Annotated in this window: 17 protein-coding genes and 2 pseudogenes; 3 read left to right on the forward strand and 16 right to left on the reverse strand. The window is 65.0% G+C overall.

The annotated features are described in order from the left end of the window. Positions 1-138 precede the first annotated feature (138 nt). A complete protein-coding gene (locus tag AC1DQR_RS31705) occupies positions 139-1800 on the forward strand; it encodes a SulP family inorganic anion transporter (RefSeq protein ID WP_416049044.1) in 1662 nt (553 codons plus the stop codon). Between the two features lie 28 nt (positions 1801-1828). Here the strand turns inward: AC1DQR_RS31705 and ugpQ are convergent, their stop codons facing one another. From ugpQ to ugpB, 5 genes are all read right to left on the reverse strand, one after another. Then, on the reverse strand, positions 1829-2575 hold the full coding sequence (gene ugpQ, locus AC1DQR_RS31710; RefSeq protein ID WP_416049045.1) for a glycerophosphodiester phosphodiesterase: 747 nt from the start codon (positions 2573-2575) through the stop codon (positions 1829-1831). Between the two features lies 1 nt (position 2576). Then, entirely contained in the window at positions 2577-3680 is a 1104-nt protein-coding gene (locus tag AC1DQR_RS31715; protein ID WP_416049046.1) for a sn-glycerol-3-phosphate import ATP-binding protein UgpC, read from the reverse strand. A gap of 66 nt (positions 3681-3746) precedes the next feature. Then, positions 3747-4595, reverse strand: a complete 849-nt coding sequence (gene ugpE / locus AC1DQR_RS31720) for a sn-glycerol-3-phosphate ABC transporter permease UgpE (protein ID WP_006157799.1) — start codon at positions 4593-4595, stop codon at positions 3747-3749. A 12-nt stretch (positions 4596-4607) separates the two neighbouring features. After that, a complete protein-coding gene (ugpA, locus tag AC1DQR_RS31725; RefSeq protein ID WP_174423278.1) occupies positions 4608-5489 on the reverse strand; it encodes a sn-glycerol-3-phosphate ABC transporter permease UgpA in 882 nt (293 codons plus the stop codon). A gap of 124 nt (positions 5490-5613) precedes the next feature. Beyond that, on the reverse strand, positions 5614-6930 hold the full coding sequence (ugpB, locus tag AC1DQR_RS31730) for a sn-glycerol-3-phosphate ABC transporter substrate-binding protein UgpB (protein ID WP_174423279.1): 1317 nt from the start codon (positions 6928-6930) through the stop codon (positions 5614-5616). Positions 6931-7106: 176 nt separating this feature from the next. Between ugpB and AC1DQR_RS31735 the strand changes: the two genes are divergently transcribed. Further along, positions 7107-7898, forward strand: a complete 792-nt coding sequence (locus AC1DQR_RS31735) for an HAD-IIB family hydrolase (RefSeq protein WP_416049047.1) — start codon at positions 7107-7109, stop codon at positions 7896-7898. An 85-nt stretch (positions 7899-7983) separates the two neighbouring features. On the opposite strand, the pseudogene AC1DQR_RS31740 reads toward AC1DQR_RS31735, so the two are convergent. The 5 genes and pseudogenes from AC1DQR_RS31740 to AC1DQR_RS31760 form a co-directional block, all read right to left on the reverse strand. Next, positions 7984-8226, reverse strand: a pseudogene (locus AC1DQR_RS31740) (helix-turn-helix domain-containing protein); the annotation flags it as partial. Between the two features lie 161 nt (positions 8227-8387). After that, positions 8388-9522, reverse strand: a pseudogene (gene ntrC, locus AC1DQR_RS31745) (nitrogen regulation protein NR(I)); the annotation flags it as partial. 115 nt (positions 9523-9637) lie between these two features. Continuing rightward, the gene (glnL, locus tag AC1DQR_RS31750; RefSeq protein WP_253927479.1) at positions 9638-10789 is read right to left on the reverse strand and encodes a nitrogen regulation protein NR(II); all 1152 of its coding nucleotides are present in this window, start codon (positions 10787-10789) and stop codon (positions 9638-9640) included. A gap of 4 nt (positions 10790-10793) precedes the next feature. After that, complete coding sequence (locus AC1DQR_RS31755; RefSeq protein ID WP_477134421.1) at positions 10794-11297, reverse strand: DUF4124 domain-containing protein; 504 nt, start codon at positions 11295-11297, stop codon at positions 10794-10796. A gap of 193 nt (positions 11298-11490) precedes the next feature. Further along, a complete protein-coding gene (locus tag AC1DQR_RS31760) occupies positions 11491-12906 on the reverse strand; it encodes a 3-hydroxylaminophenol mutase (RefSeq protein ID WP_416049049.1) in 1416 nt (471 codons plus the stop codon). 583 nt (positions 12907-13489) lie between these two features. Between AC1DQR_RS31760 and AC1DQR_RS31765 the strand changes: the two genes are divergently transcribed. Continuing rightward, positions 13490-13954, forward strand: a complete 465-nt coding sequence (locus tag AC1DQR_RS31765) for a rhodanese-like domain-containing protein (protein WP_416049050.1) — start codon at positions 13490-13492, stop codon at positions 13952-13954. A gap of 121 nt (positions 13955-14075) precedes the next feature. Here AC1DQR_RS31765 and AC1DQR_RS31770 read toward each other — a convergent pair whose 3' ends face one another. The 6 genes from AC1DQR_RS31770 to hrpA form a co-directional block, all read right to left on the reverse strand. Then, positions 14076-14909 carry a competence/damage-inducible protein A gene (locus tag AC1DQR_RS31770; RefSeq protein WP_174423283.1) on the reverse strand — a complete coding sequence of 278 codons (834 nt, stop codon included), beginning with the start codon at positions 14907-14909 and terminating at the stop codon, positions 14076-14078. Between the two features lie 12 nt (positions 14910-14921). Next, positions 14922-15797: an EI24 domain-containing protein gene (locus AC1DQR_RS31775; protein ID WP_416049051.1), complete on the reverse strand. Its 876-nt coding sequence runs from the start codon at positions 15795-15797 to the stop codon at positions 14922-14924. Between the two features lie 163 nt (positions 15798-15960). Next, positions 15961-16935: a sterol desaturase family protein gene (locus tag AC1DQR_RS31780; RefSeq protein WP_174423285.1), complete on the reverse strand. Its 975-nt coding sequence runs from the start codon at positions 16933-16935 to the stop codon at positions 15961-15963. Continuing rightward, positions 16935-17816, reverse strand: a complete 882-nt coding sequence (locus tag AC1DQR_RS31785; RefSeq protein ID WP_477134422.1) for a polysaccharide deacetylase family protein — start codon at positions 17814-17816, stop codon at positions 16935-16937. Before AC1DQR_RS31785 ends, AC1DQR_RS31780 begins: the two co-directional genes overlap by 1 nt. Positions 17817-17914: 98 nt before the next feature. Further along, a complete protein-coding gene (locus AC1DQR_RS31790; protein ID WP_477134424.1) occupies positions 17915-18841 on the reverse strand; it encodes a YVTN family beta-propeller repeat protein in 927 nt (308 codons plus the stop codon). A 197-nt stretch (positions 18842-19038) separates the two neighbouring features. Continuing rightward, the coding region (hrpA, locus tag AC1DQR_RS31795) for an ATP-dependent RNA helicase HrpA (RefSeq protein WP_477134423.1) at positions 19039-22948 on the reverse strand (3910 nt) is incomplete at its 5' end.

Raw genomic sequence — 22948 nt, forward strand, 5'->3', positions numbered from 1 at the left:
AGTGTTGCGAAGCGGCCAAGACCGCCTCCCGAGGCAGATGACGAAACCCATGCGTTCGATAGCATGGAGCCGTAAACCAAAGGAGCGATCCGTGCATCTCTTGCCACACCCGCCGCGGGCCAGCGCCCTGCCCCGCCAATGATGCCCACCCCCACCGCCGACGCCTCGGCGCCGGGCGCCGCTTCCGCCACATGGCGCGCGGACCTGGTGGCCGGCCTGGCCATCGCCGGACTGCTACTGCCCGAGGCCGTGGCCTATTCCGGCATTGCCGGGCTGCCGCCGCAAGCCGGCGTGATCGCGCTGTTCGCAGGCCTGCTGGTCTACGGCCTGCTTGGCAGCAGCCGCTTTGCCATCGTTTCAGCCACCTCGTCGTCTGCCGCGGTGCTGCTGGCAGCCACCACGGCTGCCGCCGAGGGCGACGCCGGACTGCGCATTGCGCTCGGCGCCGCCGTGATCCTGCTGGCGGGGGTGCTGTTCCTGCTGGCGTCGCTAGCGCACTTGGGGGCGATCTCCAACCTGATCGCCAAGCCGGTGCTGCGCGGCTTCGCGCTGGGACTGGCGCTGACCATCGTGCTCAAGCAATGCCCGAAGGTCCTGGACGTGCATCCGGCGCACGGCGACTTCCTGCGCCTGGCCTGGGAACTGCTCGCCAGCTGGCGCCACTGGAACCTGGCAGGCGCGGCGGTGGCACTGGTTGCGCTGGCGCTGCTGCATGTGTTCGCGCGCTGGCGCGCCATGCCGGGCGCGCTACTGGTCATCGCCACCGGCATCATGCTCGACCTCAGCGGCTGGACCCAGACACATGGCGTGGCAGCCGTCGGCAACATCGCCCTGCAGTTCTCCGCGCCCCGGGTGCCGGACCTGAGCACGGCCGACTGGATGCGGGTGGGCGAACTGGCCGCCGCGCTGGCCCTGATCCTGTACGCCGAGAGCTACGGCTCGATCCGCACCTTTGCCATGCGCCACGGCGACATCGTCTCGCCCAACCGCGACCTGGCGGCGCTGGGGCTGGCCAACCTCGCTTCGGGGTTGTTCCAGGGCATGCCGGTAGGCGCGGGTTTTTCCGGCACCTCGGCTAACGAAGCAGCCGGCGCGCAAAGCCGCCGTGCCGGCTTGATTGCGGGTGCTGTGGTCTTTGCCGCGGTATGCACCCTGCTCCCCTGGATCTCGCATACGCCAGAACCGGTACTCGCGGCCATCGTGATCCGCGCGGTCGGGCACAGCCTCAACCCCGGCAGCCTCAAGCCTTATTTCGACTGGCAGCGCGACCGCCTGGTCGCGGTGACCGCCTTTGCCGGCGTGCTGTTGCTGGGCGTGCTGCATGGGCTGCTGCTGGCAATCGGGGTCAGCCTGGCGATGCTGCTGCAGCGCTTGTCGCGCCCGCAGGTGAGCTGGCTGGGGCGTTGGGCCGATGGCCACGACTTCGTCGACACGGCGCGCCACCCCGAGGCCACCGCGCCCAAGGGACTGCTGATCGCGCGCCCGGAGGTACCGCTTTTCTTCGGCAACGTCGATAGCGTGCTGGGCACCGTGCGCCAGGCGCTGGCGCGCGAGCATCCCCAGTACGGCCTGATACTCAGCCTGGAAGAATCGTCGGACCTCGACGGCACTGCCCTTGAAGCCTTGGGCGAACTGGCGGTGTTCGCGAAGGCCCACGGCATGCCGCTACGGCTCGCGCGGGTCAAGGACGAGGTGCGCGACCTGCTGGCGCATGCGCGCAACCCCGCCCTGCCCGAGGAAATATGGCGCGGCTGGAGCGTGGACGATGCGGTGCGCGAAGCGTTGGCGCAGCCTGCATGAACAGGCCGCGCCGGCACCACCGGGCGGACTAGTCCTGACGCGGCGCGATCACGTCGACCGCGTCGGTAATCAGTGTGTCCAGCCCCCAAGTCAGCAGCTCCGTCGCGCGCGCCGGGTCATTGACGGTATAGCAGGCCACCCGGAAACCGGCCGCATGGGCCGCCTGGATGACCTCGGCGGTAAGCTCGCGATGGTTGGCATCGAGCGCCACGCAGTCCAGCCGGCGCAGCCGCTCCAGCCAGTCGGGCGGCAGCTTGTCCAGCAGCAGCGCGCGCGGCAGGCCAGGCGCGGCCTTGCGGGCCGCTTCCAGCGACTCTTCCGAGAATGACGACAGCAGCGGCGGCACATCGCTGCCGGCCCACAGTGCCTGCGCGTCGAGGGCTACCGCCGCGCCGGTGCGCCATTCCGCGCCGGGCACGGGCTTGATCTCGATATTGACGAAGAAGCCGTTGGCACGGGTATAGCGAGCAATCGCCGCCAGCGTGGGCACTGGTTCGCCAGCATAGGCAGGGCTGTGCCAGCTTCCCGCGTCCAGCATGGCGATCTCGCCCAGCGTCAGCGCGTCGGCCCGCCCCTGGCCGTTGGTGGTGCGGTCCAGCGTGGCGTCGTGCAGCAGCACCGGGCGTCCGTCGCCCGACAGCTTCACGTCGAACTCGAACATGCGGTAGCCAAACGATGCCCCGTGGCGGAATGCCGCCAGGGTGTTCTCGGGTGCGAGCTTGCCCGCGCCACGATGGGCGACATGGCGCGGGTAGGGCCAGGCGGCTAGGGTCATGTCAGGCCTCGATACGCTTGCCGGAATCGGCATCGAAGAAATGCAGGTGCTCGGCCGTGGCCGTGATCGGCAGGCGATCGCCGCTACGCACAGGCATATTGCTGTCCAGCCGCACCACCACCGGCTGGCCGCCCAGCGTGCCATACGCATAGGAGTCGGCGCCAAGCGCCTCGACCAGGCGGACCTCGATCTCGGCGATCGCCTCATGCGCCGCGCACGGCTCGATATGCTCCGGACGCAGGCCAAGCAGCGCGCGCTCGGGCAGGTGCAGGCCCATCGGCAGGTGGCCGAGGGTGGCGGGTGCGCCTTGGGCACCCGGCTTCTGCTCCACGCGCATCTGCGCTTCGCCCTGCCCGCCATTGGTCCGCGCCACCGGAACCAGATTCATCGGCGGCGAGCCGATAAAGCTGGCCACGAAGGTGCTGGCCGGGCGTGTATAGACTTCCAGCGGCGTGCCGATCTGCTCCACGCGCCCGCCATTAAGCACCATCATGCGGTCCGCCAGCGTCATGGCTTCAACCTGGTCGTGGGTCACGTACATGCTGGTGGTGCGCAGGCGGCGGTGCAACTCCTTCAACTCCAGGCGCATCTGCACGCGCAGCTTGGCGTCGAGGTTGGACAGCGGCTCGTCGAACAGGAACACGGCAGGCTCACGCACGATCGCGCGGCCCATGGCCACACGCTGGCGCTGGCCGCCAGACAGCGCGCGCGGCTTGCGCTCGAGCAGCGGCGCCAGCTCCAGGATGCCGGCGGCGTGCTTGACGCGCTGCTCGATCTCGCTCTTGTCCATGCCGCGGATCTTCAGCCCGTAGGCCATGTTGTCGTACACGCTCATATGCGGGTAGAGCGCGTAGTTCTGGAACACCATGGCGATGTCCCGCTCAGCGGGTTCGAGGTGATTGACGACCTTGTCGCCAATATGCACCTCGCCACCGCTGATGGCTTCCAGCCCGGCCACCATGCGCAGCAGCGTGGATTTGCCGCAGCCCGAGGGGCCGACGATGACGATAAACTCGCCATCGTTGATTTCCATATCGATGCCGTGCACAACCTTGACGTTGCCGGCGTAAGTCTTCTGTACGTTGCGAAGCGACAGTTTTGCCATTGCTATTCTTTCTCGCTGGGCAAGCGTGGCGGGCGCATCATCCTATGAGCGCCCCGCCCCGCCCGCTTATTTTTCGGTTTCGACCAGGCCCTTGACGAACCACTTCTGCATCAGCACCACCACGATCGCGGGCGGCACCATGGCCAGCATCACGGTGGCCATCACCAGGTTCCAGTCGGTCGCTGCATCCCCGGAGCGGGAGATCATCTGCGTGACCCCCACCACCACCGGCGTCATCGACTTCTGCGTGGTGATCAGGAGCGGCCACAGGTACTGGTTCCAGCCGTAGATGAACTGGATCACAAAGAGCGCCGCGATGCTGGTCTTGGACAGCGGCAGCACCACGTCCTTGAAGAAGCGCAGCGGCCCGGCGCCGTCGATGCGCGCGGCCTCGGCCAGCTCATCCGGAATGGTCAGGAAGAACTGGCGGAACAGGAAGGTCGCGGTCGCCGAGGCGATGATCGGGATGGTCAGGCCGAAGTAGCTGTCCAGCATGCCGAGATCGGACACCACCTTGTAGGTCGGCAGGATCCGCACTTCCACCGGCAGCATCAGCGTGATGAAGATCATCCAGAAGAAGGTCTTGCGCAGCGGGAACTTGAAGTACACCACCGCGAAGGCCGAGATGATCGAAATGGTGATCTTGCCCAGCGCGATGCCCAGCGCCATGATCAAGCTGTTCAACATCATGGTGGAGACAGGCGAGGCGGCATTGCCCACGCCGGCCACCAGCACGGTGCGATAGTTCTCCAGAAAATGGCTGCCCGGCAGCAGCGTCATCGGTGCCTGCAGCACCTCGTCGGCGGTCAGCGTCGAGGCAACAAACGTGACATAGACAGGGAAAGCCACTACCACTACGCCCAGCACCAGCATCAGGTGCGAGAGAAAATCTAGAAAGGGTCGTCGTTCTACCATTTTGCCAATCCTTCAGTACTGCACTTTGCGTTCCACGTAGCGGAACTGCACCACCGTGAGAACAATCACGATCCCCATCAGCACAACCGACTGCGCGGCCGAGCCGCCGATATCGAGTCCGCGGAAGCCATCCTGGTAGACCTTGTAGACCAGCGTATTGGTAGCGTTGACGGGGCCGCCATGGGTCACCGCGTCGATAATGGCAAAGGTGTCGAAAAAGGCGTACACCACATTAATCACCATCAGGAAGAACGTGGTCGGTGACAGTAACGGGAATATGATCGACCAGAACCGGCGCCAAGGCCCCGCGCCATCGATGGCGGCTGCCTCGATCAGCGATTTAGGGATGCTCTGCAAGCCGGCCAGGAAGAACAGGAAGTTGTAGCTGATCTGCTTCCACGCTGCAATCAGCACCACGAGCAGCATAGCCTGGTTGCTATTGAGCAAGAAGTTCCAGTCCACACCGAACCGATGCAGCGCGTAGGACACCACGCCCAGCGTCGGGTTGAACATGAACATCCACAGCACGCCCGCCACCGCCGGCGCCACGGCATACGGCCAGATCAGCAGCATCTTGTAGCCACTGGCGCCCCGCACCACGCGATCGGCGAAGTAGGCAAGCATCAGCGAGACCGTCAGCCCGACCAGCGTCACCCCGACGGCGAACACCCCCGTGACGCGAAACGAGTTCAGGTACTGCGCATCACTGAACAGATCGCGGAAGTTCTCCAGGCCGACGAACTGGAGATCAATACCGAAGGCATCCTGCCGCAGCACAGACTGATACAGCGCCTGTCCGGCCGGCCAAAAAAAGAAGATCAGCGTCACCGCCATCTGCGGTAGCACCAGCAGATAAGGCAACCATGAAGATCGGAATACGACCCGTTTTTCCATCACGCATCCAAGCCACCGCTATGCGCGGCGCGTCATCAGTCATAGCCAGTGCGACGAGGCTGTCGCACAAACCAAAGACGGAGGCACAGCCTCCGCCTCCCAAACACTCAATAAGCCGCAGCGCTTATTCGCGGACAGTCTTCTGGAAACGCTCCAGCAGTTCATTGCCGCGCGCAACCGCCGAATCCAGTGCCTCCTTAGGTTGCTTCTTGCCGGTCCACACCGCTTCGAGCTCTTCGTCGATCACCGTACGGATCTGCGGGAAGTTGCCCAGGCGGATGCCTCGCGACTTGTCGGTGGTCTTGACGATCATCTGCTTGACCGCCACGTCCGCGCCGGGGTTCTTCTCATAGAAGCCCGATTTCTTGGTGAGCTCGTAGGCTGCCGTCGTCACCGGCAGGTAGCCGGTCGACTGGTGCCAGTCGGCCTGCACCTCGGGGCGCGACAGATAGGTGAAGAACTTGGCTACGCCCTTGTATTCCTCGGCCTTCTTGCCGCCCATCACCCACAACGAAGCGCCGCCGATGATGGTGTTTTGCGGAGCGCCCGGCACGCCTTGCTCGTACGGCAGCTGCGCCACGGTGAAATCGAACTTGGCGTTCTTGCGGATATTCGCCAGCGCCGCCGAGGAACCGGTCAGCATCGCGCACTGGCCGGCAATAAACTTCGCCTTCGGCTCGTCCTTGCGGCCGCCATAGACAAAGTAGCCTTTCTGCTGCATGTCGAGCAGGTTGGCAATATGCTTGACGTGCAGCGGCGAATTGAACACCAGGCGCGCGCCCGTGCCACCGAAGCCATTGTTCTCGGTGGCGAACAAGACGTTGTGCCAGGCCGAGAAGCTTTCCAGCTGCACCCACGACTGCCAGTCGGTGGTGTAACCGCAAGAGATGCCGGCAGCCTTGAGCTTGGCAGAATCGGTGGCCACCTCTTGCCAGGTCACGGGCGGCTTGTTCGGATCCAGCCCGGCCTTCTTGAAGGCGTCCTTGTTGTAGTACATCACCGTGGTGGAGCTATTGAACGGGAACGACAGCATCTCACCCTTGTTCGAGGTGTAGTAGCCAGCCACCGCCGGGATGTACATCTTGGCGTCAAACTTCTCGCCAGCGTCCTTCATGACCGTCGCCACCGGCTTGATGGCACCCTTGGCGCTCATCATGGTAGCCGTGCCCACCTCGAATACCTGCAGGATCGCCGGCGCGTTGCCCGAGCGGAAGGCAGCGATGCCTGCGGCCAGCGACTCGTCGTACTGGCCCTTGTAGATCGGTACGATCTTGTAGTCGGACTGGCTGGCATTGAACTGCGTGGCGATCGCGTTCACTTTCTCGTTGAGCGCACCTTCCATCGAATGCCACCACTGGATCTCGACGGCGGCATTGGCCGATCCTGCGCCGGCCAGCATGGCAAAGGCGGCCAGGGTCAACGCGGTACGTTTTACGGTCATGGAAATCTCTCCTGTTCTATCTTGTGGCATTGGACAAAAATCGTCCGACTATATGCAGTTTTTGTGACAGGCGGATGTTACCCCGCCTTGTTGGATTGGAAAACCGGGCATTTCCACTAAATTACAATAATATGACAACGATTTATCGGCAGCTTGACAGGGTAGAATCTCGCGCTATGCAAGCCATACAGAGCCTTCCCGCCCCGGCGCTACGCCGGATTCGCGGCGTGCTGACCGATATCGACGGCACCATCACCACCGACGGCAGGCTGCCGGCGGCCACCTACCTGGCGCTAGACCGCCTCAAGGCAGCCGGGCTGCATGTGATCCCGGTCACGGGACGCTGCATCGCCTGGGCCGAGATCCTGACGCGGCTATGGCCGGTGGACGCCATCATTGGCGAAAACGGTGCGTTCTACTCCCACCTGCGCGCGGGCAAGCTGGTGACCCGTTACCTGGACGACGCCGCCACCCGAGCCGACAACCTGGCGCGCATCCACGCGCTTGGCAGACGCATCGTGCAAGAGGTGCCAGGCTGCGCGCTGGCCTCGGACCAGGCCTGGCACGCTGCCGACCTGGCCGTCGACCATGCCGAGGACGTCGCCCCCCTGCCGTCCGCCGCGGTCGAGCGCATTGCCGGGCTGATGCGGGAAGCCGGCATGACCGCCACGGTCTCGTCCATTCACGTCAATGGCTGGTTCGGGGATCACGACAAACTCAGCATGAGCCGTTTGTGCGCTGCGGAATTGCTGGGCGCGGACCTGGATGCCGAGCGGGAGGAATGGCTGTTTATCGGCGACTCAGCGAACGACGCCAGCATGTTTGCTCATTTCCCGCTGTCGGTCGGGGTGGCCAACATCCGCGACATCCTGCCTCAGTTGCCAGCCAAGCCGGCCTATATCACCGAGGCGGCCTGCGGCGAGGGCTTCGCGGAAATGGCTGAACTTCTGCTGGCCGCGCGCGGCTGACCTGCCAAAGGCGTGCCGCCAATAAAAAAACAGCCGGGCAAGCCCGGCTGTTTTTTATGCACTGCAACGACGGCCATGACCCGATTCAATCGAAGCCCAGCTCCTGCAGCTTGCGCGTGATGGTATTGCGGCCAATGCCCAGGCGCGTGGCCGCCTCGACGCGGCGCCCGCGGGTAACGCCCAGCGCCGCCTCCAGCACCGCCTTCTCGAAACGCCGCGTCAGTGCCTCCATGACTTCCGGCTGGCCGGACTCCAGCATGGCGCGGGCTTCCCCCGCCAGCAGGTGCTCCCAGCCGGCCAGCGCGCTGGCCGCAGCCGAGCGGCCAGCGTAAGCCAACGCGGTGTCTGGCTCACCGCCCAAGGTGGAGGGCGCAGCGCCGTAGTCAACGGCGTCATGGCCGTCGGCATCGTCCGCCCTGCCCTCTGCCCGGAACTCCGCCTGGCGCACCGCGCCGCCGCCCGGCGCCGTACCGGTGCCGATCATCTCGGCTGGCATGTCCTTGACCTCGATGGTCTGCGCAGGCGCCATCACGGTCAGCCAGTTGCACAGGTTCTCCAGCTGACGCACGTTGCCAGGGAACGGCAGTGTGCTGACATAGGCCAGGGCCTCGTCCGACATGCGCTTGGGCTCCACGCCCAGTTCCTTGGCACTCTTCTGCAGGAAATGACGCGCCAGCAGCGTGATGTCTTCCGGCCGTTCGCGCAGCGGCGGCAAGCGCAGGCGGATCACGTTGAGGCGGTGGAACAAGTCCTCGCGGAACAGCCCTTCCTTGACGCGCGTTTCCAGGTTCTGGTGGGTGGCGGCAATCACGCGCACGTTGGCGCGCAGCGGATTGTGGCCACCCACGCGGTAGAAGTTGCCATCCGACAGCACACGCAGCAGGCGCGTTTGCAGGTCGAACGGCATGTCGCCGATTTCGTCGAGGAACAGCGTGCCGCCCTCAGCCTGCTCGAAGCGGCCGCGGCGCATGGTCTGCGCGCCGGTAAAGGCGCCGCGCTCATGGCCGAACAGCTCCGACTCCAGCAAGTCCTTCGGAATGGCAGCGGTATTGAGGGCGATAAAGGGCCCGTTGGCGCGCGGGCTGTGCTTGTGCAGCGCCTGGGCCACCAGTTCCTTGCCGGTACCGGACTCGCCGGTGATCAGCACCGTCACGTTCGATTGCGACAGGCGGCCGATGGCGCGGAACACGTCCTGCATGGCCGGCGCCTGACCGAGGATTTCGGGCGCGTCGACCAGGCGGTCTTCGAGCTCCTCCTCGCGCAGGCTTTCCTGCAGCGCGCGGCGAATCAGCTCGACCGCCTTATCCACATCGAAGGGCTTGGCCAGGTACTCGAAGGCGCCACCCTGGAAGGCCGCTACCGCGCTATCCAGGTCGGAGTACGCCGTCATCACGATGACGGGCAGCCCCGGATGCCGCGCTTTGAGCGCTTGCAGCAGGTCCAGGCCCGAGCCACCCGGCATGCGGATATCGGAGATCAGGACCTGTGGCTCGTCGTCTTCCAGTGCGGCCAGTACGTCGCGCACGTTGGTGAAGCTGCGTGAGAGCAGGCTTTCGCGGGCGAGGGCCTTCTCAAGAACCCAGCGGATTGATTGATCGTCGTCGACTATCCAGATCGGCTTCATGTGCGTCGCTTGTCTGCTCGGTGTCATTTGGTCTTCCGTGAACCTGGCCGCACACCGCCGGCAAGCCGGTCGGCAGCAATCATTGGGGCAGTTCCAATTGCTGTCGCCGATGCGATCAATGCAGGGGCAGCAGGATACGGAAGTCGGTACAGCCCGGCCGGCTCTCGCATTCGATCAAGCCCTCGTGCTGCTGCACGAAGGTTTGAGCGAGTGTGAGACCGAGGCCGCTACCGCCATCCCTGCCCGACACCAGCGGGTAGAAGATGCGTTCGCGGATATCCTCGGGGATGCCCGGACCGTTATCAATGACATGCAAGTCCAATGCCAGCTTGAATAATCGCTTCGCTATGGTTACCTGGCGGGCCACCCGGGTCCGCAGGATGATCTGCGCATCGCCCCGCGCCACGCGCTCCGCGAGTGCCTGGGCAGCGTTGTGGACGATGTTGAGCACGGCCTGGATCAACTGCTCCATGTCTCCGCGCAGGTCGGGCAGGCTCGCGTCGTAGTCGCGCACGATATCCAGCCCGGAGGGGAATTCGGCCAGCACCACCGAGCGCACGCGCTCCAGCACCTCGTGGATGTTGAGGTCGGACACGATGTGCGGATGGCGATGCGGCTCCAGCAGGCGGTCCACCAGCGTCTGCAGGCGGTCCGACTCCTTGATGATGACCTGGGTGTACTCCCGCAGCGAACGGTCAGGCAACTCGAATTCAAGCAATTGCGCCGCGCCTCGGATGCCGCCCAGCGGGTTCTTGATCTCATGCGCCAGATTGCGGATGAGCTCCTTGTTGGCCGAGGTCAGGTCGAGGATGCGCTCCTCGCGGTCGCTGCGGACCTTTTGCTCGTTGGGCAGTACTTCCACCAGTACCGTGTCGGCAGTGGCATCCAGCGCGCCGATCACCACGTGCGCGTGCATCGGCTCCTGCAAGGGCGGATGCAGTACCACATCCTGCCTGCGCGCATCGAACTGCCGTGAAATCACGGTCTCGATCATGCTGCCGAGCTCTTCCGAAGCGCCGAACAGGTCTGCCAGCGACAGCTCCACCATGGCTTTGCGCGACACCGCGAAGCTGGCCTCGGCGGCGGGATTGGCGTAGACGATGCGCAGGCCGGGCTGGCGCACCAGCAACACGGGGTTGGCGACCACGTCCAGCCCCTGGTGGTAGGACACATCGCCCAATGGCAGCACCATGGCTCCACCCTCGGCCGGCGTGCCAGCCCCGGCCGAAGCCACCTTGCGCGAGACGCTGCGAATCAGGCGACGCATAGTGCTAGTCCTTCAAATTGGAGAGTTCGCGCCGCAGCGAAGCGGCATTGGCCTCGCCACGCGCGATGTCGTCGCGCAGCGTGGCGGTGCGGTCGAGGTACTTCTGGTAGTTACGTTCATTGCCCTGGCGCTCGGGCTGGCCGTTGTTGAACTCGGCGCGCAGCGCGGCCAGCTTGGCCTCCTCGCTTTGCAGTTCCTGCTCAAGCACCGCGCGGCGCTCGCCATCGCGGCTTTTCTGGGTCGCGCTGTCCACGCGCGGAAACGCGGTGGGCGCCATCGCGGGCCCGGCGCCCTTGCCCGCCGAAGGGGCGCTCACGCGCCCGCCCGGCACCGTCGTGACTTCCGGCAGGCTGAGCCGCTTGCAGCCCTTGCCCCCGTTGCCGTTGCGGTATTCGGGCACGCCGTTGGGGCCAGCGCAGACATAGATATCCGACTGCGCCGGGGCCGGCCGGCTCCAGCACACCAGCACAAGCGCCAGCATGGCGCAGGCTGCCGCCGATACGTGCATGGAGGCACTGAACCGGTGCATTGGTCGAAGCGAGGAAAGCGGGAATTCGAGCGCGTCCATTGACATCAGCAGGGATGGTGGGAAAGGAGCCCCATTCTAGCGATCAAACCGGCGAACAAAACAAAAAGGGACAGCCGAGGCCGCCCCTTCCTGGTGCAACTGTTGCCCGGTCACAACCTGGCAACGCCTCGCCTTACAGCGAGTAGTACATGTCGAACTCGATCGGGTGCGTGGTCATGCGGAAGCGGGTCACTTCTTCCATCTTCAGCTCGATGTAGGCATCGATCATGGAGTTGGAGAAGACGCCGCCGCGCGTCAGGAACTCGCGGTCGTTGTCGAGGTATTCCAGGGCCTGGTCGAGGCTGGAGCACACGGTCGGGATCTTTGCATCCTCTTCCGGCGGCAGGTCGTACAGGTTCTTGTCGGCAGCTTCGCCCGGGTGGATCTTGTTCTGCACGCCGTCCAGGCCAGCCATCAGCAGCGCCGAGAAGCCCAGGTACGGGTTCATCAGCGGATCCGGGAAGCGGGTCTCGATACGACGGCCCTTCGGGTTGGCAACGTACGGAATACGGATCGATGCCGAACGGTTGCGAGCCGAGTAAGCCAGCTTGACCGGTGCTTCGAAGCCCGGCACCAGACGCTTGTACGAGTTCGTGCCCGGGTTGGTCAGGGCGTTCAACGCGCGAGCGTGCTTGATGATGCCGCCGATGTAGTACAGCGCGAATTCCGACAGGCCAGCGTAGCCGTTGCCTGCGAACAGGTTCTGGCCATCCTTCCATACGGACTGGTGCACGTGCATGCCCGAACCGTTGTCGCCAACGACCGGCTTCGGCATGAAGGTAGCGGTCTTGCCGTAGGTGTGGGCGACGTTCTGGATCACGTACTTTTGCAGCTGGGTCCAGTCGGCGCGCTGCACCAGCGTGCTGAAGCGGGTGCCAATTTCGTTCTGACCCTGGCCGGCGACTTCGTGGTGGTGCACTTCCACGGGGATGCCCAGCGATTCCAGAATCAGGCACATTTCCGAACGAATGTCCTGGAAGGTGTCGATCGGGGCAACCGGGAAGTAGCCGCCCTTCTTGCCCGGACGGTGACCGCTGTTGCCGTGCTCGAACTCCTTGCCCGACGACCACGGTGCTTCTTCCGAGTGGATCTTGACGGAGCAACCCTGCATGTCGATGTTCCAGGTCACGCCGTCGAAGATGAAGAACTCGGGTTCCGGGCCAAAGTAGGCGGTGTCGCCCAGGCCGGTGCTCTTCAGGTAAGCCTCGGCGCGCTTGGCGATGGAACGCGGGTCGCGGTCGTAGCCCTTGCCATCCGACGGCTCAACCACGTCGCAGGTCAGGATCAGGGTCGGTTCTTCGTAAAACGGATCGACGTTAGCGGTATTCGGATCCGGCATCAGCAGCATGTCCGAAGCCTCGATACCCTTCCAGCCGGCGATCGACGAGCCGTCGAAAGCGTGGCCGCTTTCAAACTTGTCTTCATCGAAGTGCGACACGGGTACCGACACGTGCTGCTCTTTGCCTTTGGTATCGGTGAAACGGAAGTCGACGAACTTGACGTCGTTTTCCTTCACAAGCTTCATCACATCTGCAACGCTGTGGGCCATGCCTATCTCCTGGAAATTCGGCTGAATCTAGAAAAGCCATTCTTGCGTCGATCTCCGCTGTGCAACGCATCAAAGACGTTTGCATCAGCACAAAGATCGGCCACGAAAGGGACGAGGAATGTTAGCAGAAAGCATGCCAAGGCAACCCCCTAGTTACCCCTGCGTTCCCGAAAAAAGTGCAGCCAGACGGCGCGATATGAGGGCCCAGGCGCGTTTCGGGTGCCGCATATGGCATACGCATAAATCCGTTCGGCTTCCGCCTCACTCCGGGAACGCCAGCGGCTCTCCCCGTCTCCCGTGAAAATCACCAAAATCGTGCATTAGCACGTCTTATTGCCCTATTTTGGTGCCGACGCACCAGACTAGAACATTTTGGTGCAAACAGAGTGCCGTTGCCTGCTTGCGGTGCAAGATCCTGCTACCAAGGTACCCGCAGCGCGCGACCAAGCCGGCGCAACTCCGGCACAACCGATGCCGCTAGCTGCCGTTCACATCCAAAGGCCGCCGGCGAGCACGCCCGGCGCGCTAGAATATCCGGCAGCCTCTGCCAGATGCCATTTCACCCACCGATTTTGTCACCCAGATGACCACCCGAGACGACCTACTCCAAGCCGCGCGCGAGCGCCAGCAGCAAAACCAACTGCCGTACTTCGGCGCCCTCTCCCCGCAGGAAGCCTTTGCACTGCTGCAGGGCGACCCGACCGCCGTGATGGTGGACGTGCGCACGCAGGCTGAGCTCGACTGGATCGGCGGGCCGGACCTGCCGGAAGCCCAATCGGCGCATGTGGAATGGAGCAGCTATCCGGGCGGTGCGCAGAACGCCGCCTTTATCGCGCAGCTCAAGGCCCGCGTGCGCACCGATGTGCCCGTGCTGTTCCTGTGCCGCAGCGCGGCACGCTCCAAGCACGCTGCCCGCGTCGCCACGGAAGCGGGCTATCAGTTCGCCATGGACGTGCTGGAAGGCTTCGAAGGCGCTCGCGATGAGCAGCACCATCGCAAGACGGTGGAAGGCTGGTGCTTCCGCGGCCTGCCCTGGCACGGCGCCTGAAGCCCGGGAACGCGTAAATCGCGTAAATCGCGCAAATCACGTACATCGCGCAAAAAACAAAACGGGACAGCATGGCTGTCCCGTTTTTTCATTGCATCGGCCACGTCGTCGCCGCCACGGCTCAGTCCCCTGCCGGATCTCCCGGGCGCCGCGCCGCAACCTCCACCAGCTCGAAGCCCATCGCCTGCACGCCTTCGCGCAGCATGGCATAGGCCGGCTCGACCTGGTCGGCAAGCCCCTTCACGCCCAGGTCGATGTGGCGGCGCGCATAGAGTTCGCCGCGCTTGGCGTCGCCCACCGACGGCAGGCTGAACACGCGGACGCCTTCGAAGGCGGCCTCGACCCGTTCCATCAGCGGCGTCAGCGTGGATTCCGGCGCCTCGAACACCAGGAATGACCGCTCCACTTGCACCGCCTGATGGAACAGGTGGGAATAGTAGGTATCCAGCACCCATTCCATCATCGGCCACGCCATGACCGGGAAGCCAGGCATGAAATGATGGTCGGCCACGGAAAAACCGGGGATGCGGTTGTAGCTGTTCGGGATGATGCGCGCCCCGGCGGGGAATTCGCCCATCTTGAAGCGATGCTGGTTCTCCGGCAGGTTCAGGTCGGCCTTGGCGGGATCGCCCGCCGCGGTCTCCGCGATCCGCAAGGCGATCTGCTCGCGGGCATCCGGATGCAGTTCCAGCGGCACGCCGAGCGCGGCCGCGGCGCACTGCCGGGTGTGGTCATCGGGTGTGGCGCCAATGCCGCCGGTGCAGAACACCACATCGTTGCCCGCGAACGTGCGGCGCAGTGTGGCGGTGATGCGCGCGCGCTCATCGCCCACGTACTCCGCCCAGTCCAGCGCCAGCCCGCGCGCCGCCAGCAGTTCGATGGCACGGCGCATATGCTTGTCTTCGCGCCGCCCCGACAGAATCTCGTCACCAATGACGATCAGGCCGAAACCCATGATGCCCTCGCTTCAGGATTGTTCAATGCGCCGTACATCGGACGGCGCCAGGTCGATAACGTCCACCACCGGCGCCGCCGCGGCTGTCGCGGCAGCGCGCTCAGCGCGCAATTGCTCCAGCGCGCGCAGGCAGAAATGGCCAAACCACAGTGCCGAGAAAATAAAGATCAGCACATACAGCCACAGCGTGCCCGCGAGCACGAACGGGAACAGGAAAATCAGCGCCGCCGAAGCCACCCAGATCAGCGTCGGCGCCGAGCCCAGCAGGCCCACCGCCACGCCGATGGAGAGCAACGACATGCGATGGCGCTTCATCAGCGTCTTGCGCTCCTCTGGCGTGGCATGCTGCGCGAGCGCGTCGTAGGTCATCACGCGATAGGTCAGCCAGCCCCACAGCAAGGGCGGGATCAAGGCAAAGAAAGGCGGGATCAGCCACAGCGGCAGCGTCACCAGCGCCAGCAACAGGAACACCATGGTGCTGCCCAGCGCCTGGAACACGCTGCCCACCATGCTGCCACCCTTGGCCTTGACCAGGTCCGGATAGCTGCGCTCCAGGTGCCGCACCGCGGCTGGCACCGAGAACAAGCTGATAAACACCAGCATGGAAGCAATCACCAGCGGGATCATCAACGCGATCACAAACAGCGGCGCCACCACCGTGCGCAGGGACTGCAGGCCGAACCAGTCGAGCGCGCCGTAGATCCAGCTGGTCAGCACCGACGTCTCGAGCACGCCGCGCGCGGCCGTCATGATCGGCTCCCACCCCCACAGCAGCAGGCCACCCCACAGCCCGGTGGCGAGCAGGAAAGGAATGACGGTAAGCATCAGCATGCGCGGATGCAGCTGGCTGATCAGGGCACGGCCTAGCGCGCGAAAAATATCGTTCATGCAGTAAATTGGGGTTCCACAAAGGCGGGGATAACTAGACTAGCACACGTCATAAGTGCCGCGGGGGACGCGTGCGCCGCTAGCGCAAGATGGCAGGGCGCGGGAGCGCGCCTTGCGGGGGAATACGCGCTCCCGGGGCTGCCACGGCAGGCGCCCCGCCGCTTCAGCCGAGCCGCAACAGGCGCTTGATCCCGTACCACTGCTGGGACAGGAAGCCAGCGCCGTAGTCGCGCCCCTTGCCTGCCGGTGGCGGCATCTGGTCGCGCACACCGGTGGGGTAGTAGGCGTCGGTGAACACGGCGGTGCGGAACAACATGTCCCACCAGGGAAAGATCACCCCGTAGTTGCATCCGCCCAGCTTGGTAGGCCGGCCGATGGCTTCGTGGCCGACGCCAACCGCATGGTGGGTACGGTGAAAGCGCGGCGAGACCAGCAGCCGCTCGCCCCACGTGCCAAAATGCAGGCGCAGGTTGGCATGCTGCAAACTCTGCAGCAGTTGCGACAGCGCCACCAGCAGCACGTACTGGGAAGGCTCCACGCCCACCGCCAGCGCCGCCACCGCAAACACCACGTCGCGCAGCATGTCGTCGAGCAGGTGGTTGCGGTTATCGCTCCATAGCGTCATCTGGCGCTGGCTATGATGCAGCGAATGCAGGCTCCACCACCAGCGGTAGGTATGCGAGAGGCGGTGGTACCAGTAGTCGAGCAGGTCGAACAGCAGCAGGTAGATAAAGAAGCTGACCAGTGGGATCGACGTCACTGCCGGCCACCAGTCTTCCACATTGACCCGCTGCCAGCCAAGCAGGCGCAGATGTCCTTCCAGCCCGTCCATCAGCGGACCGAGCAGGAAGAACATGGCCAGCCGGAACAGGCCGAGGCGATGCACCACGGTGTAGAGGATGTCGGTGCGAATGGCGGCGCGGTCGGTCACGGCTTCGACCGGGCGCAGCTTTTCCAGCGGCCCGAGGATCAGCACCATCACCACGATCTGCACCAGCCCGACCAGCAGCCATTCGGTGCCGGTGAAGGCGTCCTCGGCATAGCCGCCCAGCCCAAGCTGGTAGACCACCGGCAGGATCACGTCCTGGAACAGCGTGGCTTCAATCTGGCCGATCCAGCCGTTGAGCAGGTCGAGCATCAGCGGCTCCCGGCTGTTTGCCCGGCCACCGTCGCGGACTGCCCGCGCAGCCAGTCACGATAGGCGGGATGCTCGCGCAGCGTGGCAAAGCAGAAGCCCTTGCGCTCCAGGCCGCTGATCAGCGGCTCGAGCACGCCGGGTGCCCAGGGATCCTTGCGCGACCAGATGCCAAGGTGCGCCATGGCGATGTCGCCATCGCGCAGGTCGCGCAATGCACGCTCCAGCAACGCCTTGTTCGGGAAACGCTCGGATGAAAGCTCGTCACCCAGGAAGCCGGCCGGCGCCCAGGCCACGTGCTTGAACCCGCACTGCACGGCCCATTGCAGCGTCTGCGGCGCGGTATGGCCGCCTGGTGCCCGCCACAGCGGCGACATGGTCGCGCCGCTGAGGCGCTTCAGCGCCTGCGCGCTGCGGTTCAGCTCGCTGCAGAAGCTTTGCTGGTCCATCACCACGTCCTGCCCCGCATGCGCGCCAAACTGCGGCCGCATGGTGACCTTGCCGTCGCGTACGCCACGCAGGTAGACGTGATCGAACGTGTGGCTGCCAAAAACATGACCATCGGCTGCCAGCGTCTTCCAGTACGCCGCCCAGCCCGGGTCGAGCGAGCTGTCCTTGTTGATGGTGGGTTCGTTGGCGAGGAAGAACGTGGCCTTGATATGGTGCCGGCGCAGCGTGTCGGCGATCAGCGCCGCCTGGCTCATGCTGCCGGTATCGAAGGTCAGGTAGAGCTTGCCAGCGCGGCAGGCCTGGGGCGCGGCGGCAGGCACCGGGCCCGCCGAACTGGCCGGCCCGGCGGCCAGCGCCAGTCCGGTGGCTGCAAGCCCGGCAGCCACCGCGCGGACCAAAGCGCGGGGCAACCGGGGCTGCGAATGCTTGCTCATGATGCCTGTCCTGATTTCCTGTGACTGCATTGGAGTGGCGGCGGCCATACTAGTTCGATGCCGCGCCCGCCATGGCGTTCCCGGACGGGCGCCCTCTCTCAATAAAGCGGTGCGCGGGTACGGAAATAAATGCCGTGCGGCGAGCGGCCCACGCGGATGGTCTTGACCAGCTTGCGGCTGGCCACGTCGATCAGGCCCACCGAACGCGCCCAGCGGAAGCTCACCCACAAGGTCTTGCCGTCGGCGGTCAGCTCCATGTCATCGGGGCCAGCCGGCAGGCCGGTGATGTCGCCAACCTTGGTCAGGGTCTGCTGGTCGATGATGCTAATGGTGCCGGAGACCCGGTTGGACAAGAACAGATGGCGCTTGTCGCCCACCGCGCGGAAATTGTGCGCACCCTTGCCGGTCTGGATCTGCTTGACCACGGTGCGGGTATGCCAGTCGATCACGGCGACGTAATCGGCACCGGTCATGCCCACCAGCAGGTATTTCTGGTCCGGCGTAACCCACACGCCCGCCGGCGCCGAACCGGCGTTCATGCGCCACATCACGGTCTGCGTGGGCAGGTCAATGGCGACCACTTCGTTGGAGTCCTGCAGCGTGACGAAGGCAACACGGCTGTCCGCGGTATAGGCGATATGGCTCGGCGTCTTTGCCAGCGGCAGTTGCTTGGCGAGCTTGAGCGCCTTGCCGTCCCAGCGATACACGTCGACGCGATCGAGGCGGTTGCCGGTGGCCAGGAACCACTTCTGGTCGGGCGAGAAGCCGATCTGGTAGGGGTCGTCGATATTGGGCACGCGCTGCTGGACCTTGCCGGTGACCGGGTCGAGGAACACGAGGTCGTTGCCGACCGCATTGGCAACGATCAGCGATTTGTCGTCGGGCGTGGCGATCAGGTGGTGCGGCTCCTTCCCGATCGGGAACGTCTCCAGCACCTTCTGGGTGTCCTTGTCGATCAAGGTGACGGTAGCATCACCCGAATTGAGCACCACCACCACTTCCGCCAACGCCGGCGCCGCTACCATCCCCAGGGCCAGGGTGCCGATGGCGGCAAACCCGGAAACTACACGACGCAATGCGAGCATAAGACTGTTAAACAATGACTTAATCGACCATTCTAACGTTTTCGGACTGGGATCCGATGACGTAGCGCAACAAACTAACATTTGGTCACAATCTCCGCGCGAGATAGCGTTCGCGCGAAAGGCAGGCAACCCTGGCTTCAGCGCTGCATCGCTTCCCACACCTTTTGCAGACGCTTGACCGACATCGGCACGGGCGTGCGCAACTCCTGCGCGAACAGCGCCACACGGAGCTCCTCCAGCATCCAGCGGAACTCGTCCAGGCGCGCATCTTCCACGCCCCGCCCCTGCTGCCGCAACTGCGTCTCGGCCCGCTGCCACTGCTGCAGCAGCGGCGTGATTTCCTGCAGCCGCTGGGTGTCGCGCGCCGGGTCGCCCTTGATCTTGTCGATGCGCATGGCGATGCCCTTCAGGTAGCGCGGGAAATGCACCAGCTGCAGGTAAGGCGTATCGGCCACAAAGTGCTTGCCCATCAGCCGCGTCAGTTGCGCCTGCATGTCGGCGTGCGCCGCGGCAAACGGCTTGGCCTGGATCAGCTTGCGCGGCAGCGTCGCGTACTCGGCCAGCACTGCCCCTACCAGCCGGGCGATCTCCTGCGCCAGCAGGCTCAGGCGCGAGCGCCCTTCTTCCTTGCGGGCGGCGAACTCGGCCTCGTTGCGCGGCAGCGGCGCCTGCAAGCAGGCCCGCTCCAGCGCCAGCATTACGATCTGGTCGCGCAACATCTCCTGCGTGCCCAGCGTCATGTACTGCATCGCCATCTGCTGCATGCCGGGGATATTCTTCTCCAGGAACTTCACCTGCTCGCGCAACTGCAACGCAAACAGGCGGCGTAGCCCGGCTTGATGGATGCGCGCGGCTTCCTGCGGATCGTCGAACACCTCCACGTCGCAATGCGTGGCGTGGTCGACCAGCGCAGGATAGCCGTACAGCGTCTGGTTGCCCTTGCGGACCTCCAGCAGCTCGGGCAGTTCGCCGAAGGACCAACTGGTCAGGTTCTCGTATTGCCCCGCCTCGGCCGCCGGCACATCGCGCGCGGCGATATTCTGGAACGACTGCTGCGCCTGCCCGCCAAACTCGGCGCGCAACTGCGCCAGGTTGCGGCCCATGTCCAGTTGCCGGCCGTGCTCGTCCACCACCTTGAAGTTCATGGCGTGGTGGGCGGGCAAGGTTTCCAGCTTGAAGTCGGCGCGCTTGACCATGGTGCCGGTCTGCTCGCGGATGTCGGCAATCAGCACGTCCAGCAACTCGCCCTCGCCAAAGGCATTGCGATCGACGAAGCCCGCCGCGTAATCCGGCAGCGGCACGCAATGGCGGCGCAGCTTCTGCGGCAGCGACTTGAGCAGCAGGTGCACCTTCTCCTTGACCATGCCCGGCACCAGCCAGTCCGCGCGCTCCTGGCGCACCTGGTTGAGCGCATACAGGGGCACCGTCAGCGTCACGCCATCGCGATGGCTGCCGGGCTCGAAGTGGTACGTCAGCGACATATCCACGCCCGCCACCGGCATCAGCTTGGGGAAAAGGTCCGTGGTAATGCCGGCCGCCTCGTGCCGCATCAGCTCTTCGCGGTTCAGGTAAAGCAGCTTGCGCTCGCGCGCGCTCTCAGCCTGGTACCACTGCTCGAAGGTGGCCTGCTGGTGAATCTCGGCGGGGATCAGGCGATCGTAGAACGCGAAGATCAGCTCATCGTCGACCAGAACGTCCTGGCGGCGCGCCTTGTGCTCCAGGTTTTCGATCTCGCGCGTCAGGCGCTGGTTATGGGCGAAGAACGGCAGCTTGGTATCGAACTCGCCTTCCACCAGCCCCCGGCGGATAAACAGCTCGCGCGCCTCGGCCGGGTTCATCGGCCCGTAGTGAACGCGCCGGTGCTGGTAGACCACCAGCCCGTACAGCGTGGCGCGCTCCATCGCCATCACCTGGCCGGATTTCTTCTCCCAATGCGGATCGCTCCAGCTGACGCGGAGCAAATGGCGGCCGACCTGCTCCAGCCATTCCGGCTCGATCTTGGCCAGCGTGCGCGCAAACAGCCGGCTGGTTTCGATCAGCTCGGCGCCGATGATCCAGCGGCCGACCTTGCGCGCGATCAGCGAGCCGGGCCACAGGTGGAACTTGATGCCCCGCGCGCCCAGGTACTCGCGCCCGCGTCCGTCGGCGTCTTCAATCTTGCAACCTACGTTGCCGAGCAACCCCGTGAGCAGCGCCTTGTGCACCTGCTCATAGGTGGGCTCGCTTTCGTTGAGCTTCCAGCCCTGCTCGGTGACGGTAGTCAGCAGCTGCGAATGCACGTCGCGCCATTCGCGCAAGCGCACATGCGACAGGAAACTGGCGCGGCACTGGTCCTGCAGCTGGCGGTTGGTCTTCTTGTGCGCCACCGCGTCCTCGAACCACTTCCACATCTTGACCCAGCCCAGGAACTCGGAGCGCTCGTCCATGAACTTGCGGTGGGCCTGGTCGGCGGCTTCCTGCGCCTCCTGCGGACGATCGCGCGGATCCTGCACGGACAGCGCGCTGGCGATGATCAGCACCTCGCGCAGGCAATGGTGCTCGCGCGCGGCCAGCGTCATGCGGGCCACGCGGGGGTCCAGCGGCAGGCGGGCCAGCTGGCGGCCGACCTGGGTCAGCGCGTTGGCGTCATCGCCCACGCTTTCCACGGCGCCCAGTTCCTGCAACAGCTGGTAGCCATCGGCAATGGCGCGGCCCAGCGGCGGCTCGATAAAGGGGAATTCCTCGATCGCCGTCAGCTTCAGGGCTTTCATGCGCAAGATCACCGCGGCCAGCGACGAGCGCAGGATCTCCGGATCGGTAAAGCGCGCCCGGCTGACAAAATCGGCCTCCTCGTACAAGCGGATGCACACGCCGTCGGCCACCCGGCCGCAACGCCCGGCACGCTGGTTGGCGGCGGCCTGCGAGATCGCCTCGATCTGCAGCTGCTCGACCTTGTTGCGGTAGGAATAGCGCTTGACCCGCGCCATCCCGGTATCCACCACATAGCGGATGCCCGGCACGGTGAGCGAGGTTTCGGCAACGTTGGTGGCCAGCACGATGCGCCGCGCGTTGGAAGGCCGGAACACCCGTTCCTGCTCCTGCACCGACAAGCGCGCGAACAGGGGCAGGATCTCGGTATGCGGCGGATGGTGCTTGCGCAGCGCCTCGGCGGCCTCGCGAATCTCGCGCTCGCCGGGCAGGAACACCAGCACATCGCCTGGGCCGAGGCGGCACAATTCGTCCACCGCCTCGACGATGCCGTCGAACAGGTCGCGATCTTTCGATTGCGCGGACTTGGGCGCGCCCTCGCCCGGCGCCGGCTTGTCCTTCTCGATCGGCCGGTAGCGGATTTCCACCGGATACAGGCGCCCGCTGACCTCGATCACCGGCGCGGGCTTGCCGCCTTGCGCAAAGTGCTCGGCAAAGCGGTTGGCGTCGATGGTGGCCGAGGTGATGACCAGCTTGAGGTCTGGCCGCTTCGGCAGGATCTCCTTCAGGTAGCCGATCAGGAAATCGATATTGAGACTGCGTTCGTGCGCCTCGTCGATGATGATGGTGTCGTAGGCGCGCAGCAACGGATCGTTCTGCGTCTCGGCCAGCAAAATGCCGTCGGTCATCAGCTTGACCGACGCGCCCGCCGACATGGTGTCGTTGAAACGCACCTGGTAGCCCACGTGCTCGCCGAGCGGCGTGCCGATCTCCTGCGCGATGCGCTTGGCCGTGGAGGTGGCGGCAATCCGGCGTGGCTGCGTGTGGCCGATCAGGCCACCGCTGCCGTCGGCACCCGGGCCGCGCCCGATCGACAGGCAGATCTTGGGCAACTGGGTGGTTTTGCCGGAGCCGGTCTCGCCGGAGACGATCACCACCTGGTTGGCCAGCAGCGCCTGTGCGATCTCCTCGCGGCGGCCGGATACCGGCAGCGCCTCGGGGAAGGTGATGGGCGGGAGCGGGTTGGCYTGGCGCAACGGGCGGCGTGCCTCGCGGGGCGGGCGCTCGGTGCGCTCGGTGCGCTCCGGGCGAGGCGGCCGGGGAGGCCGGGGCGTGCCGTTTGCCGGCTGCGGCCTGGCT

It is taken from the genome of Cupriavidus sp. 05L411, from assembly GCF_056398045.1.